Below are 12,733 nucleotides of genomic sequence, written 5' to 3'. Positions count from 1 at the left end.
GCCCCTTCACGAAGTTCACTCAGGACCGCCGGGTGGTCGCGCGCAGACCGTGGTACCAGCCGAGCACCCGGCGCTCGACCAGTTGGAAGACGACGGAGAGCAGGAAGCCGAGCAGTCCGAGCACGAGGATCCCGGTCCACATGTCGGGGATCGCGAAGCTGCGCTGGAACTGCACGACGGTGAAGCCGATGCCGTTGTTGGCCGCGAACATCTCGCTGATGACCATGAGGATGATGCCGATGGACAGCGCCTGGCGCAGCCCGGCGAAGATCTGCGGGCTCGCCGAGCGCAGCACCAGATGGCGCAGGCGGGCGATGCCCGTGACGCCGTAGGAGCGGGCCGTCTCCAGCATCACCGAGTCGACCGCGCGCACGCCCTCCACGGTGTTCAGCAGGATCGGCCAGACGCAGCCGCTCGCGATCACGACGATCTTCATGCCGTCGCCGATGCCCGCGAACAGCATGATGACCGGCACCAGCACGGGCGGCGGCACGGCCCGCAGGAACTCCAGGACGGGCTCGCACACCGCCCGCACCGTGCGGTACGAGCCGATGACCGTGCCGAGCGCGACACCGGCCACGGCCGCCGTGGCGTAGCCCGCCAGGAGGCGCAGGAGGGACGGGGCGACGTCGGTGCGCAGCCGGTCGGCCGTCCACACGTCCGGGAAGGTGTCGAGGATCGTCCGCAGCGGCGGCCAGAACGGGTCCGTGCTGCCCGCCGACGCCGCCCACCACACGGCGACCAGCACCACGGGCAGCGCGACCACGAACAGCAGTCTCAGCAGCAGGCGCCCGATCACACCGCCACCTCCCCGCGCACCGACTGGTGCCAGGCCAGCGCCCGCCGCTCCACCGTGCGCGCCCCGACGTTGATGAGCAGCCCCAGCAGCCCCGCGACCACGATCAGCGCGTACATCTCCGGCACCGCCTGCGAGGTCTGCGCCACCGCGATCTGCTGGCCCAACCCCGGTGCGCCGATGACGAGTTCGGCGGTGATCGCCAGGATCAGCGCCACCGCCGCGGCGAGCCGCACCCCGGTCATGACATACGGCAGCGCTGTCGGCCACAGCACATGGCGCACGCGCGCCCAGGTGCCGAGGCCGTAACTGCGTGCCGTCTCCTCGGCGACCGGGTCGACGTCCTGCACGCCGTACAGGGTCTGGATCAGCACCTGCCAGAAGGCGGCGTACACCACCAGCAGGAGCACCGACCTCAGTTCGGTGCCGTAGAGCAGCACCGCCAGCGGGATCAGGGCCACCGACGGGATCGGGCGCAGGAACTCGATCGTGGACGCCGTCGCCTCGCGCAGATACGGCACGATCGAGACGACCACGCCCGCGACGACACCGGCGCAGACCGCGATGGCCAGGCCCAGCGCCCAGCCGGTGAGGGTGTCGCCGAGCGCTTGCCAGAAGGCGGAGTCGGTGACCTCGTCCGCCAGCGCTCCGGCGATCCGGCTGGTCGGCGGGAAGTAGGCCTCCTTGACCAGACCGAGCCGCGGCACCGCCTCGCCCAGCGCGAGGAAGGCCGCGAGACCGGCCGCACCGAGTGCGACGTTCCCGCCCTTCACGGCAGCAGGGCGTCCAGGTCGGGCGTCTTCTTGAACAGGCCGTCCGCCTCGCCGAGCTTCATCAGCGCCTCGATGGCGGGGCGGTTCGCCTCGGCCGGCCACTTCGGCAGGGTGACCTGCTCCAGCACCGACGCCGGGATCTTGGTGTACGTCGTGACGGTCTGCCGGGCCTCGTCGGGGTGGGCCTCGGCATACGCGAGGGACTCGGCGGTGGCGTCCTGGAACTTCTTCACCACCTCCGGGTTCTGCTGCGCGTACTGCGTCGAGGCGAAGTACATCGCCACGGTGAGGTCCGGCGCGACGTCCACCAGGGGTGAGGCGATCACCACGCCGCCCTGGCTCTTGATGGTGGCGGTCGCCGGCTCCACCACCATGGCGGCGTCGATCTGGCCCTTGTCGAGGGCGGCCGGCATCTGGTCGAAGGCCAGCTCGACGAAGTTCACCTTGTCCGGGTCGCCGCCGGCCTTGCGCACCGACTCCCGCACGGCGGTCTCGTTGATGTTCTTCAGCGTGTTGATGGCGACCTTCTTGCCCTCCAGCTCCTTCGCGGACTTGACCGCGCTGCCCTTCTTGACCATGAGGGCGCCGAAGTCCTTGCCCGCCACGCCGGTCGACGCGATGCCGTTGGCGACGGCCTTCACCGGGACGCCGTTGGACTGAGCCACCATCAGGGATGTCACATTGCTGAACCCGAACTGGAACTGGCCGCTGGCCACCCCCGGCACGATTGCCGCACCGCCCTGAGCGATGCTGAACTCCAGCTTCAGGCCCTGCTTTTCGAAGAAGCCCTTCTTCTGGCCCAGATACAGCGGCGCGACATCCACGATCGGAATGAGTCCGACCTTGACGGTGGTGACCCCGCCGGACGACGCTCCCGCGTCCGACGAACCGGCGTCGGACGAGCCACAGGCCGTCGCGACGAGCAGCAGGGCGCCGGCGGCGAGACCGGCGGACAGACGACGCATGGCTCCTCCTGTACAGACAACGGGTGCAGCGGTGTTCCGACAGGTTGTGCGCAAGGCGCACAGTAGTGCGCAAGGTTGCTCAGCGGGAAGGTAGAAGCCTCAGACGAATCCGGTCAATGGGTTCACCGACAACATTGTCGACACAACTGGAGGTGGCGATGTCCGACGATGCTCGCGCACCACACTTCGTGAAGTCCTTCGAGCGCGGCCTCGCCGTCATCCGCTCCTTCGACGCCGACCATCCCGCGCGCACGCTCAGCGAGGTCGCCCAGACCTGCGACCTGACCCGGGCCGCCGCCCGCCGACTGCTGCTGACCCTCGCCGACCTCGGCTACGTCCACCAGGACGGCCGGCTCTTCCGCCTCACCCCGCGCGTGCTGGAACTCGGCTACTCCTACCTCTCCAGCTACACGCTGCCGCAGATCGCCGAGCCGCATCTGGAGCAACTCGTCGCGCAGGTGCGGGAGTCGTCGTCGCTGTGCGTCCTGGACGGCGACGACATCGTGTACGTCGCCCGGGTGGCGACCCGCCGGATCATGACCGCGTCCATCACGGTCGGCACCCGCTTCCCGGCGTATGTGACCTCGGTGGGCCGGGTGATCCTCGCGCACCGGCCGACGGAGGAGGTCGAAGTACGGCTCGGCCGCGCCGAGTTGAAGCCGCTGACCGAGCGCACCCTCACCACGCCGGACGCCCTGCGGGCGGAGCTGCGCCGCGTCCGCCGGCAGGGCTACGCCCTCGTCGACCAGGAGCTGGAGGAGGGGCTCAGGTCGGTCGCCGCCCCGGTGCGGGACCGGGGCGGCGAGGTGGTCGCGGCCGTCAACATCGCCGTGCACGCCGGCCGCAACACCGTCGACTCGGTGCGCCACGACCTGCTGCCGCCCCTGCTGGCGACGGTCGCCGCGATCGAGGCGGACCTGCGGATCACCAATCCGGGGGGACAGATCACAGATCCAGGATCAGCCGCTTCCCCCGGCACCGCGACACGCAGATCATCATCGTCTCGCCGCTCTCCTGCTCCTGAGGCGTGAGCACGGAGTCCCGGTGGTCCGGGGTGCCGTCCAGGACATCGGTCTCACAGGTCCCGCAGGTGCCCTCGGTACAGGAGTACAGCACCTCGACACCGGCCCCCCGCACCGCGTCCAGCACGGAGACCCCCGGCGCGACGGTCAGCGTCAGACCGCTCTGCGCCAGCTCGACCTCGAACTCCCCGTCCTCACCGACCGGCTGCTCCTTCGGCTGGAACCGCTCCACGCGCAGCACCCCGGCCGGGCACCGCTCCTCCACCGCGTCCAGCAGCGGACCGGGACCGCAGCAGTAGACGAGCGTGCCGTCGGGGACGTCGCCCAGCACCGAGGCCAGGTCCAGCAGCCCGGACTCGTCCTGCGGGGCGACGGTGACCCGATCGCCGTACCGCGCCAACTCGCCGGTGAACGCCATGGACCGGCGCGTACGCCCGCCGTACAGCAGGGTCCACTCGGCGCCCGCCGCCTGCGCCGCGGCCAGCATCGGCAGGATCGGGGTGATGCCGATGCCGCCCGCGATGAAGCGGTAGCGGGGGGCAGGCTCCAGTCGGAAGTGATTGCGCGGGCCGCGCACCCGCACCTTGTCGCCCGGCTCCAACTGCTCGTGCACATGGGCGGATCCGCCCCGCCCGTCCGGTTCCCGCAGCACCGCGATCCGCCAGGCGCCGCGGTCCGCCGGATCACCGCACAGCGAGTACTGTCGCTCCAGCTCCGGCCCCAGCACGACGTCGATGTGGGCGCCCGGCTCCCAGGCGGGAAGCCGCTCGCCCAGCGGGTGGCGCAGCGTGAGGGCGAGGACGCCGTCGGCGGCCGGCTCCCTCCCGTCGACGACGAGTTCGGCTTCGTAGACGGTCATGAGCTGTTTCCTTGCGACTCACGGCCCTGCGACTCGTGGCCCTGCGGCTCGTGTCCCTGGGGGTGGGCGAGCATCCACTCCCACATCTGTACCGGGTCCTGCGCGGTGTGCTCGCGGCCGCAGTGACAGGTGCCGTGCAGGATGTCGGTGCCCGGCAGCCAGTCGATGCGGTAGATCTCGCCGGTCGGACTCGTGCTCACTGGACCGTCTCCACGGGCTTGGCGCCCTCCTCGACGAGCCGGGCGAGGATACGGCGGGCCGCCAGGCCACCGGTGTCGATGTTGATGCTCAGCTCCTGGTAGCCGTGCCGCTCGGTGCCGAGGGTCTTCTGCAGCAGGTTGAGGGCGGTGACGTCCTGCATCACGACGGTGTGGTTGTTCTTGCGCAGGAACTCGGTGACCTCGTCGTCGTCGGTCGCCCAGTCCCGCGAGACGGCCCAGAAGTCGTACACCTTGCCGTCGCCGGACGGCGTGATGGCGTACGTGACCTCGGTGTGGAAGCCGCCCGGGTCGCTGCCGTCCGGCTCGGGCAGCACACCGACCGGAGCGACGCGGCTGTGCAGCAGATACAGGCACGGGGCGTGGTACTCGATGTCCTGCCAGCGGTTGATCCGGCCCTCGATGCCGGTCGACTTGGCGTAGAACGGCGGGCACTCGGCGTCGTCCATGTGCCGGCTCACCCGTACGATTCCCGCCCCCTCGTCGACCTCGGTGGTGATCGGCGTCTCGGCGACCTCGGGGGTGCCGATGTAGCCGCCGTGCAGGTAGGTCTCGTGGGAGAGGTCCAGGAGGTTGTCGACGAGGAGGCCGTAGTCGCAGTCGATGGGCTCCATGCCGCGCACGGTCACCCAGCCCGGGGAGTCGAGGTGCTTGGCCCGCGGGATGCTCTGCGGGTCGGCGAGCGCCGGGTCCCCGATCCACACCCAGATCAGCGAGTCCTGCTCGACGACCGGGTAGGAGGCCACGCGCGCGGTGCGCGGGACGCGCTTCTGCCCCGGCACATACACACACGTGCCGCTCGTGTCGTACGTGAACCCGTGGTACCCGCACACGATCCGGTCGCCGTCGAGCCGGGTCGGGGCCTCGGACAGCGGGTAGCGGCGGTGCACACAGCGGTCGTGCAGCACGACCGGCGTCCCCTCCTCCTGCGTGCGGTAGAGCACGAGGGTCTCCCCGAGGATGGTCCGGCCGAGCAACTCGCGCCCGACCTCATGGCTGTAGGCGGCGACGTACCACTGGTTCCTGGCGAAGGCGGTCATGTGAGGCATGGGCTTCCCGTCCCTGTCGGCGGGGCGTCGTCGCCCCGCGTGCCGTGGTTGGACTCAGGGTCCTGACGGGTGTGGTTGCCGCGCAAGGCGACTTCTGTCAGGCGGAAGCGTCTCTATGAAAGAGCTGGTCAGGGCCCTGCCATCCGCCTTGCGTATCACTGGCAGCGGCTGCGGAGTGACGCCGCTGGGTGGATCACTCCCGAGGTGGCCGCTGATGCGTTTGGCGAGCACGTCCGATCGTGGTGCTGCCGCAATTGTCCGGAAGTGGGATTCTTATTGGTTAACGCACCAACTTCTTGCTGGTTCTTGAGCGGTACACCGGCAGAACTTGCATTCTTGCAGTTCAAGACTGGTCAGTGCAGTGGCGAGGGCGTGCTGTGTCGAATCCGGGTCGAATTGGCCCGTCTTGGCGTACCTGGTTGAGTTATCACAGGTCAGGGAGGCGGCAGGCAGGATCAAACCGCGTGGGGAGAAGCGGACTGCTGCACGGCACAGTTGCTGGCGTCCTCGCAGAAGTGGGTTGGGGCAACGGGGCGGGCAGCTGATGGCTCAAGATCCCTCCGGTTTGCCGACTGGATGAGGTATGTGCAAAGGGAGGACTGGCCGACGAGCGGAGGGCCTTCCGCGAGAAGTTGAGGCCGGAGGCGGGCCGAGCGGTTCGCCCAGGGCGACGAGAACGCGGTCATCGCGCACTACCTGCGGGTCAGCGTCCGGTCGGTGCAGCGCTGGCACAGGGTCTGGTCCCAGGACGGGCCGAGATTCCTGGCTTCCAGAGGGCCGGCGTCGTTGCCGCTGCTCAGTGACGAGCTGTTCGCCGTGCCGGAGCAGGAGCTGGCCAAGGGGCCGGTGGCGCACGGCTGGCCGGACCAGACCTGGACCCTGTCACGGATCAAGACCCTCATCGGGCGCCGGTTCCATGAGAGCTACACCGTGCAGAGTGTTGCCGCGCTGCTCAAACGGCACGGCTGGAGCTGCCAGGTGCCGGCCCGCCGGGCGGTGGAGCGCGACGAGGCGGCGGTGGCCGGCTGGGTGAAGGAGACCTGGCCGAGCATGGAAGGGCCGTGGCGGCGCTCGATGCCTGGTTCGCGACGCTGTAGATCGCTGACAACGTGGACCTGCTCGCAGCCGCCGAACCCCGGAGCTGGTTCGAACGTGTGCTCGGCGGAGAGCCCGGTGCTGTGGCCGCGCCGCTGGCCTCGGCGCGTGAGCGGGCCGCCGCGCACCTTCGGCCGCAGTCTGTCTGGCTGCACAACAGCCTGCGAGGCGCGGTCGGTCTCGGTATCGCGGTCGCCCTCGCGAACGTGACAGGCGTCCAGCACTCGTTCTGGGTGCTCCTGGGTACGTGTCCGTGCTGCGCTCCAACGCCCTCTCAGCACCGGGCAGAACGCGGTACACGCCCTCGGCGGCACGGTACGGTCGGGGCGCTCGCGGCCGTGCATGCCGCCGGGGTGGTCCACCGCGACCTGAAGCCCGCGAACGTGATCCTGGCCCCGGACGGGCCGCGGGTGCTGGACTTCGGCATCGCCCAAGTCGCCGACGGTACCGCGGTCACCCGCACCGGCATGCTGACCGGGACTCCGGGCTGGCTGAGCCCTGAGTACTACCGGGACGGCACTACCGGGGCGCCGGGGATGTCTTCGCCTGGAGTGCGCTGCTCGTTTTCGCCGCCACCGGCCGCCACCCCTTCGGCACCGGCAACGCCGAGGCCGTCGCGTTCCGCGTCCTCAGCGCCGAGCCGGACCTCGCCGGCGTCCCCGACGACATGGTCAGCCTGGTGACGGCGTGCCTCGCCAAGGACCCGGGCTATCGGCCGTCGTCCGCCGCCCTGTTCGAGTACCTGGAGATCTTCCATAACCGGCAGCGCAGGCACTCGGCGCTGGAGATGCTCACTCCGGTCGAGTATGAACTGCGCACAGCACCTGTAGCGTGAAATCAGCTGTCCTGGCTCCACTCAACTCGGGACAGGCCGGAGTCTCCACCTGACACAGGGCGGTTCACTCGGACGAGGACCGGCACGGGCTGACCGCGCTCTTCTGGTCGAACATCAACCCGTACGGCACGTTCCGACTGGTGATGGACAAGCGGCTCGACTTCGCCCTGCCCACAGTGCCCCACCCCCGGACCCCGGCCAGCGCCGCCGGCACCGCCGGCTTCGCGTAGGACGGCTGGCCGCAGCGCTTGCCCTCGCGTGCGCCCTGCACGCCCTCAACGAGGTCTCCAAGCGCGTCGAGCCGGGCCCCGCCGCCGCGGTGCCGACCATCTCCGGCCCGGACGGGGCCGTGCTCGGCCGGTCCACCGCCGACGCCCAGGACGCGGAGATCCTGACCAAGCGCGTACACGAGTTGTCCGCCGACCGCTACGGTCAGGTCTTCGCCGAGGACCTTCAGCGCCTGATGGGCAGGTATCAGCAGTGACCGCAGCAACCCCCGTCCGCGACGTCCTGGTCCCCAAGGCGCTCGCCTGGGCGCGCGTCCTGGCCTCGCCGGAGTGGTGGCGGCTCCCGGCGAGGACCGCGAGGCCCACCGCTCCGGCGTCGAACTCGCCTTCTGGACCAACCGCCAGGTCCGCCACAGCGGACTGTGCACCTCGTGCTGGTTCCGGGAGAGTGACCCCGACATCCGCTTCTGTGACGGCGGCGGATGCCGCAATTTCACCCGCCCCCTGCACACGCTTGAACGAGCGCATGAGGCGGTGCCGGGAGGCTCCGCCGCCTTACAGGTTCTCGGCCTCGTCGCCGAGGTCGCGCAACCTCTGTGATTCGCGGACGGCGCGCACGACGGATGCGGCGAGTGCTGGCATCGCCCACGTCTCCGGATCGATCGCCCGTCTACGGTAGCCACCGAGGCGACCACCGGTCTGCTGCGTCGGCCCGAGGCCGGCGGACGCCGGCCTCGGCACTCGCGGTGGTCCCACGGTGTCGATCACACGCGAGGCCGGTTCAACAGCCGGGAGAGCACGATGGCGCTCTCGGTCCGTTCCACAGGAGGGGTGGCGCGCATGCGTTGAATGGCCTGTTCCAGGTGGGGGATGTCTCTGGCGAGGATGTGGACGACTGCGTCGGCGGCCCCCGAGACGGTGCAGGCTTCGACGACCTCGGGGATGGCCTCCAGGGCCTGGCGCAGTTCGGCGGGGGCGGGATTGCCGGCGCAGTAGACCTCGACGAAAGCCTCGGTATGCCAGGCCAACGCCTGAGGATCGACGAGAGCGGTGAAACCGCGGATCGCTCCGGTAGCCACGAGGCGGTCGAGACGCCGCTTGGCGGCGGGCGCGGACAGCCCGGCCGCCTTGCCGATCTGGGCGTATGTGGCCCGTGCGTCGTGCAGCACGTACCGGATGATCGCTTGATCGATGGCGTCCATGACCTCACTCCAGACATCAGAACCTGCGGCCTAGCGCAAGAAATAGCCATGGTCTCGCTGATATTGCAAGAAAGCGACGGTTGACAGCAGTAAATGGCGATTGCTTGCATTATCCGCCGAACATAGCCTCCGGCTTGTCCTGATGTCCGTGGTGGGAGCGGTGTTGAGATGACAGCAAGCCTGAGCGATGTGGAAGCCTCGGCCCTGGCCGCGGTGGACGAGGCGGCCATCGCCCGGCTGCTGCTGGAACTTCTCGCTGTTCCTAGCGTGACGGGGAGCGCCGCGGAGTCCGAGGTTCAGCACGTCCTTGCCCGGCATCTGAAGCGGATGGACCTCGATGTCGACCTGTGGTCCATGAACCTGCCCGAGCTACGTGACCATCCCCGTTTTACCCTGATCCTCCAGGGGCACGTCGACGTCGTCCCTTCCGGAGACCTGGCGCGTTGGGAGGGTGACCCCTTCCGCCCTCGGGTTACCGGGGACGTGGTGCACGCACGAGGAGCGTGCGACATGAAGGCGGGTGTGGTGGCGATACTCGCCGCCCTGGCCGCGATACGGGAGGCGGGCGCAAGGCTGCGCGGCCAGGTGTCCGCGCATTTCGTAGTCAGCGAAGAGGACGGCGGACTCGGGGCGTTCGGCACCCTCCAACGCGGCCACACCGGCGACGCCTGCATCATCACCGAACCGACCAGCGGCGCGGTCATGACTGCGAACGCCAGCGCCCTGACCTTTCGCATCCAAGTACCCGGCCGGGCCACCCACGGCAGCACCAGATACGTGGGAGTGAGCGCCATCGACGCATACCTGCCCATCCACCGCGCGCTCGCCCATCTGGAAGCCCGCCGCAACGTCGGCGCCGACCCGCTCATGTCCGAATACCCCATCCCCTACCCGCTGTCCGTCGGTACCGTCCAATCCGGCGACTGGGCCAGCAGCGTGCCCGACCTGCTGGTGGCCGAGGGAAGACTGGGCGTCCGACTGGGCGAGGATCCGGCCCAGGCACGCACCGAACTGGAGGCGTGCGTGGCCGAAGCCTGCGCGGCCGACCCCTGGCTGCGCTCCCACCCCGCCACGGTGACGTGGCCCGGCGGGCAGTTCGCCAGCGGACGGCTGCCGACCGGGCATCCGCTCGCGTCCCAGGTCGCCGACGCGCACGCCGACGTCACCGGCGGCTCGCGACCTTCCGAGCGAGGCGCCCCCTACGGCAGCGACCTGCGACTGTACTCCGGGGCGGGCATCCCCACGCTGCAGTACGGCCCCGGCGACGTACGCCTCGCACACAGCCCGCAGGAACAGGTCGACGTCAGCGAAATCGTCACCGTCACCCGGGCACTGGTGCTCGCCACACTGCGCACGGTCGGCACCAAGTAGCAGCCCCCAGCCTCACCCCCTACCGGCTGCTTGTGACCCGGTGGAAGTGACTGTTGCGGCGAGCCGGAGGCGGTCGGAGGGGTGGCCGGCGGCGGTTCCGACAGTACGGCAGTCCTCGGCCACCGGCCCGAGAGCGATCACCGCAGTCCTCTCACCACGGCCGAACCGCTCACCTGCCTCCACATCCCCTCCAACGACCCCGGGTGCGGACGGCCTCCAACTCGCTGTCGGCCTCCAGCGCCCTGGGTTGACCTGCAAGGAAGGGACGATCAGCGGTACCGGCAGCCCTGGTTCCGGCCCGGCGCGGGCCGCAGAGCCCGTCGCTCGCGCCGAACGTGGAGGGCTGTCTCGTGCAGGGTGCCTCGTCCAGTTGTCGGCGACCGAGTGGGAGGACCGTTACCGCCGACCATCGTCCGGAGCGCGCAGCTATCGCCTGGGTCTACGGCCCGAGCTCACTGGTTGGCGTCGCGGAGTGTGCGCAGGATGCGTGCAAAGTGGCAGCGATCTTCGGCTGAGAGCACGGAGGTGACATGACTGCGCAGGTGGGAGACATGTGCGGTCAACGCCTTGTTGAGGGCTTCGCCGCCCTGCTCGGTCAGTACGGCGAGCGCCGCCCGCCGGTCGCGGGGGTCGGGCTCTCGGCGGATGAGCCCTTCCCTCTCGATGCGGTCGGCGAGCCGGGTGAAGCCGCCCGAGCTGAAGGACACGGCATCGGCCAGGTCGGTCATGCGCATCCGGTGACCGGGTGTGCGGCCCAGTCGCAGCAGCACCTCGAACCAGGTGTCGGGAATGCCGATATCGCGGTTCACCAGCGGCTTGATGCATGCGTAGGCCTCCACGAACAGACCGAAGAGGGTCACGTCCTCGTCATTCAGCAGTTGCTCATTCACCTCACCAGAATGCCAGAAGTTCGACGCTGGAAGGATCTGCACTTGCAGAATCTGCATCAGCAGATATATTGGCTGCAAGCACGTGGTGTCGCCCGCCGCGTCGGCAGCGGCCGGGGCTGACGTCCGCGGACCGGGTCACCGTCCTGGACCCCGCCCACGGCATCGGCGCCCGGCATCTCTGACCGCCTGAAACCCTCTAGGCCCCCGAAGGAGTAGTTGTGAAGTCGACCCGCAGCACCTGGGCCCTCGGCGTCGCTCTATGCGTCCTGGTCGCGGGCGGTGCCACCGCCGCCGCCGTCCCCTCCTCCCACCCCACACAGACGGGATCGAGTGAGGAGGCCCAGCTTCAGGCGCTGTACCAACAGGCCGTGACCGAGGGCGGCCGCCTCGTGGTCTACGCCGGGGGAGACAAGCCCGGCCAGGCCGACTATCTCAAGAAGGCGTTCGAGGAGAAGTTCCCCAAGATGAAGGTCGGCATCGTCGTCGACTTCAGCAAGAACCACGACGCCCGCGTCGACAACCAGGTCGCCGAACGCCACGTCGTCGCCGATGTCGTCCATCTGCAGACCCTCGACGACTTCCCGCGCTGGAAGAAGGAAGGAGCGCTGCAGAAGTACAAGCCGGTTGGCTGGGACAAGGTCTACCGGCAGATCAAGGACAAGGACGGCTACTACACCGGCCTGTTCTTCTTCGGCTTCGCCAACGTCACAGCAACCACACTCGGCTCGGACGCGCCGGTCGAAGCGAAGGACTTCCTCAAGCCCGAGTTCAAGAACAAGCTCGTCTTCACCTACCCCAACGACGACGACGCCGTCCTCTACTACTTCAAGCAGCTCACCGACAAGTACGGCTTTGACTACCTGAAGCGACTGCTTGCCCAGAACCCGAAGTTCGTGCGTGGCACCCAGGACTCCGCCGACCTGGTCGGCACCGGCAACTACGTGGCGAACTTCGGCAGCGCCGGCAGTGCCAGTGGTCACTCCCGGACCAGCCTGCCACGCAAGTCCCCTTGGGTGGCCTGGCCTCAGACCGGCGCCATCCTCAAGAACGCCCCGCACAAGGCCGCGGCCAAGCTCTACCTGAGCTGGCTGCTGTCCAAGGACGCCCAGGAACACGCCATCGGCACCTGGAGCGCCCGCACCGACGTCGCCCCGCCGGCCGGCCGCAAGAGCGTCTTCGGCTACGCCAACATGAACCCGCTCGGCCTCGGAGAGTTCATGAGCGACCGTGCGGCCCTGGATCGTTACAAGGCTCGCATCGGCCTGTACGTCGGCGACGTCCACGGCGTCAACCCGTCGGACCCCAAGAACCTTCTCGGTCTCTACCCCACAGACCAGAACGGCACCCAGGGCTGACGGTCCGCTCCTACCGGCACGGCATACGAGCCGACATGTGCTCCGTGCAACCGCAGATCGATCTTGACTGCAGCTC

The 12,733-nt window shown here is 69.2% G+C and carries 16 protein-coding genes; 8 read left to right on the top strand and 8 right to left on the bottom strand.

What is annotated here, in order from left to right:
- Positions 1 to 19 precede the first annotated feature (19 nt).
- From ACP4J3_RS10230 to ACP4J3_RS10220, 3 genes are read right to left on the bottom strand one after another with little or no spacing between them, the layout of a single operon-like run.
- Positions 20 to 796: an ABC transporter permease gene (locus tag ACP4J3_RS10230; protein WP_426532819.1), complete on the bottom strand. Its 777-nt coding sequence runs from the start codon at positions 794 to 796 to the stop codon at positions 20 to 22.
- Positions 796 to 1,569, bottom strand: a complete 774-nt coding sequence (locus tag ACP4J3_RS10225) for an ABC transporter permease (RefSeq protein ID WP_426532628.1) — start codon at positions 1,567 to 1,569, stop codon at positions 796 to 798. The genes ACP4J3_RS10230 and ACP4J3_RS10225 overlap by 1 nt, the downstream gene beginning before the upstream one ends.
- On the bottom strand, positions 1,566 to 2,534 hold the full coding sequence (locus tag ACP4J3_RS10220) for an ABC transporter substrate-binding protein (protein WP_426532626.1): 969 nt from the start codon (positions 2,532 to 2,534) through the stop codon (positions 1,566 to 1,568). Before ACP4J3_RS10220 ends, ACP4J3_RS10225 begins: the two co-directional genes overlap by 4 nt.
- A 158-nt stretch (positions 2,535 to 2,692) precedes the next feature.
- Between ACP4J3_RS10220 and ACP4J3_RS10215 the strand changes: the two genes are divergently transcribed.
- Complete coding sequence (locus tag ACP4J3_RS10215; protein ID WP_426532624.1) at positions 2,693 to 3,565, top strand: IclR family transcriptional regulator domain-containing protein; 873 nt, start codon at positions 2,693 to 2,695, stop codon at positions 3,563 to 3,565.
- On the opposite strand, the gene ACP4J3_RS10210 is transcribed toward ACP4J3_RS10215, so the two are convergent.
- From ACP4J3_RS10210 to ACP4J3_RS10200, 3 genes are read right to left on the bottom strand one after another with little or no spacing between them, the layout of a single operon-like run.
- Complete coding sequence (locus ACP4J3_RS10210; RefSeq protein WP_426532622.1) at positions 3,480 to 4,415, bottom strand: PDR/VanB family oxidoreductase; 936 nt, start codon at positions 4,413 to 4,415, stop codon at positions 3,480 to 3,482. The two genes, ACP4J3_RS10215 and ACP4J3_RS10210, sit on opposite strands and share 86 nt — an antisense overlap.
- On the bottom strand, positions 4,412 to 4,615 hold the full coding sequence (locus ACP4J3_RS10205) for a hypothetical protein (RefSeq protein WP_426532620.1): 204 nt from the start codon (positions 4,613 to 4,615) through the stop codon (positions 4,412 to 4,414). Before ACP4J3_RS10205 ends, ACP4J3_RS10210 begins: the two co-directional genes overlap by 4 nt.
- On the bottom strand, positions 4,612 to 5,682 hold the full coding sequence (locus ACP4J3_RS10200; protein ID WP_426532618.1) for a Rieske 2Fe-2S domain-containing protein: 1,071 nt from the start codon (positions 5,680 to 5,682) through the stop codon (positions 4,612 to 4,614). The genes ACP4J3_RS10205 and ACP4J3_RS10200 overlap by 4 nt, the downstream gene beginning before the upstream one ends.
- Before the next feature lie 786 nt (positions 5,683 to 6,468).
- Here ACP4J3_RS10200 and ACP4J3_RS10195 point away from each other — a divergent pair.
- The 5 genes from ACP4J3_RS10195 to ACP4J3_RS10175 all read left to right on the top strand — a co-directional run bounded on the left by ACP4J3_RS10195 (position 6,469) and on the right by ACP4J3_RS10175 (position 8,439).
- Complete coding sequence (locus ACP4J3_RS10195; protein ID WP_426532616.1) at positions 6,469 to 6,987, top strand: helix-turn-helix domain-containing protein; 519 nt, start codon at positions 6,469 to 6,471, stop codon at positions 6,985 to 6,987.
- Positions 6,984 to 7,460 (top strand): protein kinase domain-containing protein, encoded by a 477-nt coding sequence (locus tag ACP4J3_RS10190; RefSeq protein ID WP_426532614.1) that lies wholly within the window; start codon positions 6,984 to 6,986, stop codon positions 7,458 to 7,460. Before ACP4J3_RS10195 ends, ACP4J3_RS10190 begins: the two co-directional genes overlap by 4 nt.
- Positions 7,445 to 7,612, top strand: a complete 168-nt coding sequence (locus ACP4J3_RS10185) for an IS3 family transposase (RefSeq protein ID WP_426532612.1) — start codon at positions 7,445 to 7,447, stop codon at positions 7,610 to 7,612. Before ACP4J3_RS10190 ends, ACP4J3_RS10185 begins: the two co-directional genes overlap by 16 nt.
- Before the next feature lie 319 nt (positions 7,613 to 7,931).
- Entirely contained in the window at positions 7,932 to 8,096 is a 165-nt protein-coding gene (locus tag ACP4J3_RS10180) for a hypothetical protein (RefSeq protein WP_426532610.1), read from the top strand.
- Positions 8,097 to 8,169: 73 nt separating this feature from the next.
- Positions 8,170 to 8,439: a hypothetical protein gene (locus ACP4J3_RS10175; protein WP_426532608.1), complete on the top strand. Its 270-nt coding sequence runs from the start codon at positions 8,170 to 8,172 to the stop codon at positions 8,437 to 8,439.
- A gap of 164 nt (positions 8,440 to 8,603) precedes the next feature.
- Here ACP4J3_RS10175 and ACP4J3_RS10170 read toward each other — a convergent pair whose 3' ends face one another.
- The gene (locus tag ACP4J3_RS10170; protein WP_133917885.1) at positions 8,604 to 9,041 is read right to left on the bottom strand and encodes an Lrp/AsnC family transcriptional regulator; all 438 of its coding nucleotides are present in this window, start codon (positions 9,039 to 9,041) and stop codon (positions 8,604 to 8,606) included.
- 168 nt (positions 9,042 to 9,209) lie between these two features.
- Here ACP4J3_RS10170 and ACP4J3_RS10165 point away from each other — a divergent pair, with 168 nt between their 5' ends.
- Positions 9,210 to 10,412 carry an ArgE/DapE family deacylase gene (locus ACP4J3_RS10165; RefSeq protein WP_426532606.1) on the top strand — a complete coding sequence of 401 codons (1,203 nt, stop codon included), beginning with the start codon at positions 9,210 to 9,212 and terminating at the stop codon, positions 10,410 to 10,412.
- A 452-nt stretch (positions 10,413 to 10,864) separates the two neighbouring features.
- Here the strand turns inward: ACP4J3_RS10165 and ACP4J3_RS10160 are convergent, their stop codons facing one another.
- A complete protein-coding gene (locus ACP4J3_RS10160) occupies positions 10,865 to 11,302 on the bottom strand; it encodes a MarR family transcriptional regulator (RefSeq protein ID WP_029181761.1) in 438 nt (145 codons plus the stop codon).
- A gap of 218 nt (positions 11,303 to 11,520) precedes the next feature.
- On the opposite strand from ACP4J3_RS10160, the gene ACP4J3_RS10155 reads away from it, so the two are divergent.
- Positions 11,521 to 12,657 (top strand): ABC transporter substrate-binding protein, encoded by a 1,137-nt coding sequence (locus tag ACP4J3_RS10155; RefSeq protein WP_426532604.1) that lies wholly within the window; start codon positions 11,521 to 11,523, stop codon positions 12,655 to 12,657.
- The last annotated feature ends 76 nt before the right edge of the window (positions 12,658 to 12,733 follow it).

This window comes from Streptomyces sp. UG1, from assembly GCF_049974585.1.
GTDB lineage: Bacteria > Actinomycetota > Actinomycetes > Streptomycetales > Streptomycetaceae > Streptomyces.
This window is presented reverse-complemented; position numbering and strand designations above follow the sequence as displayed.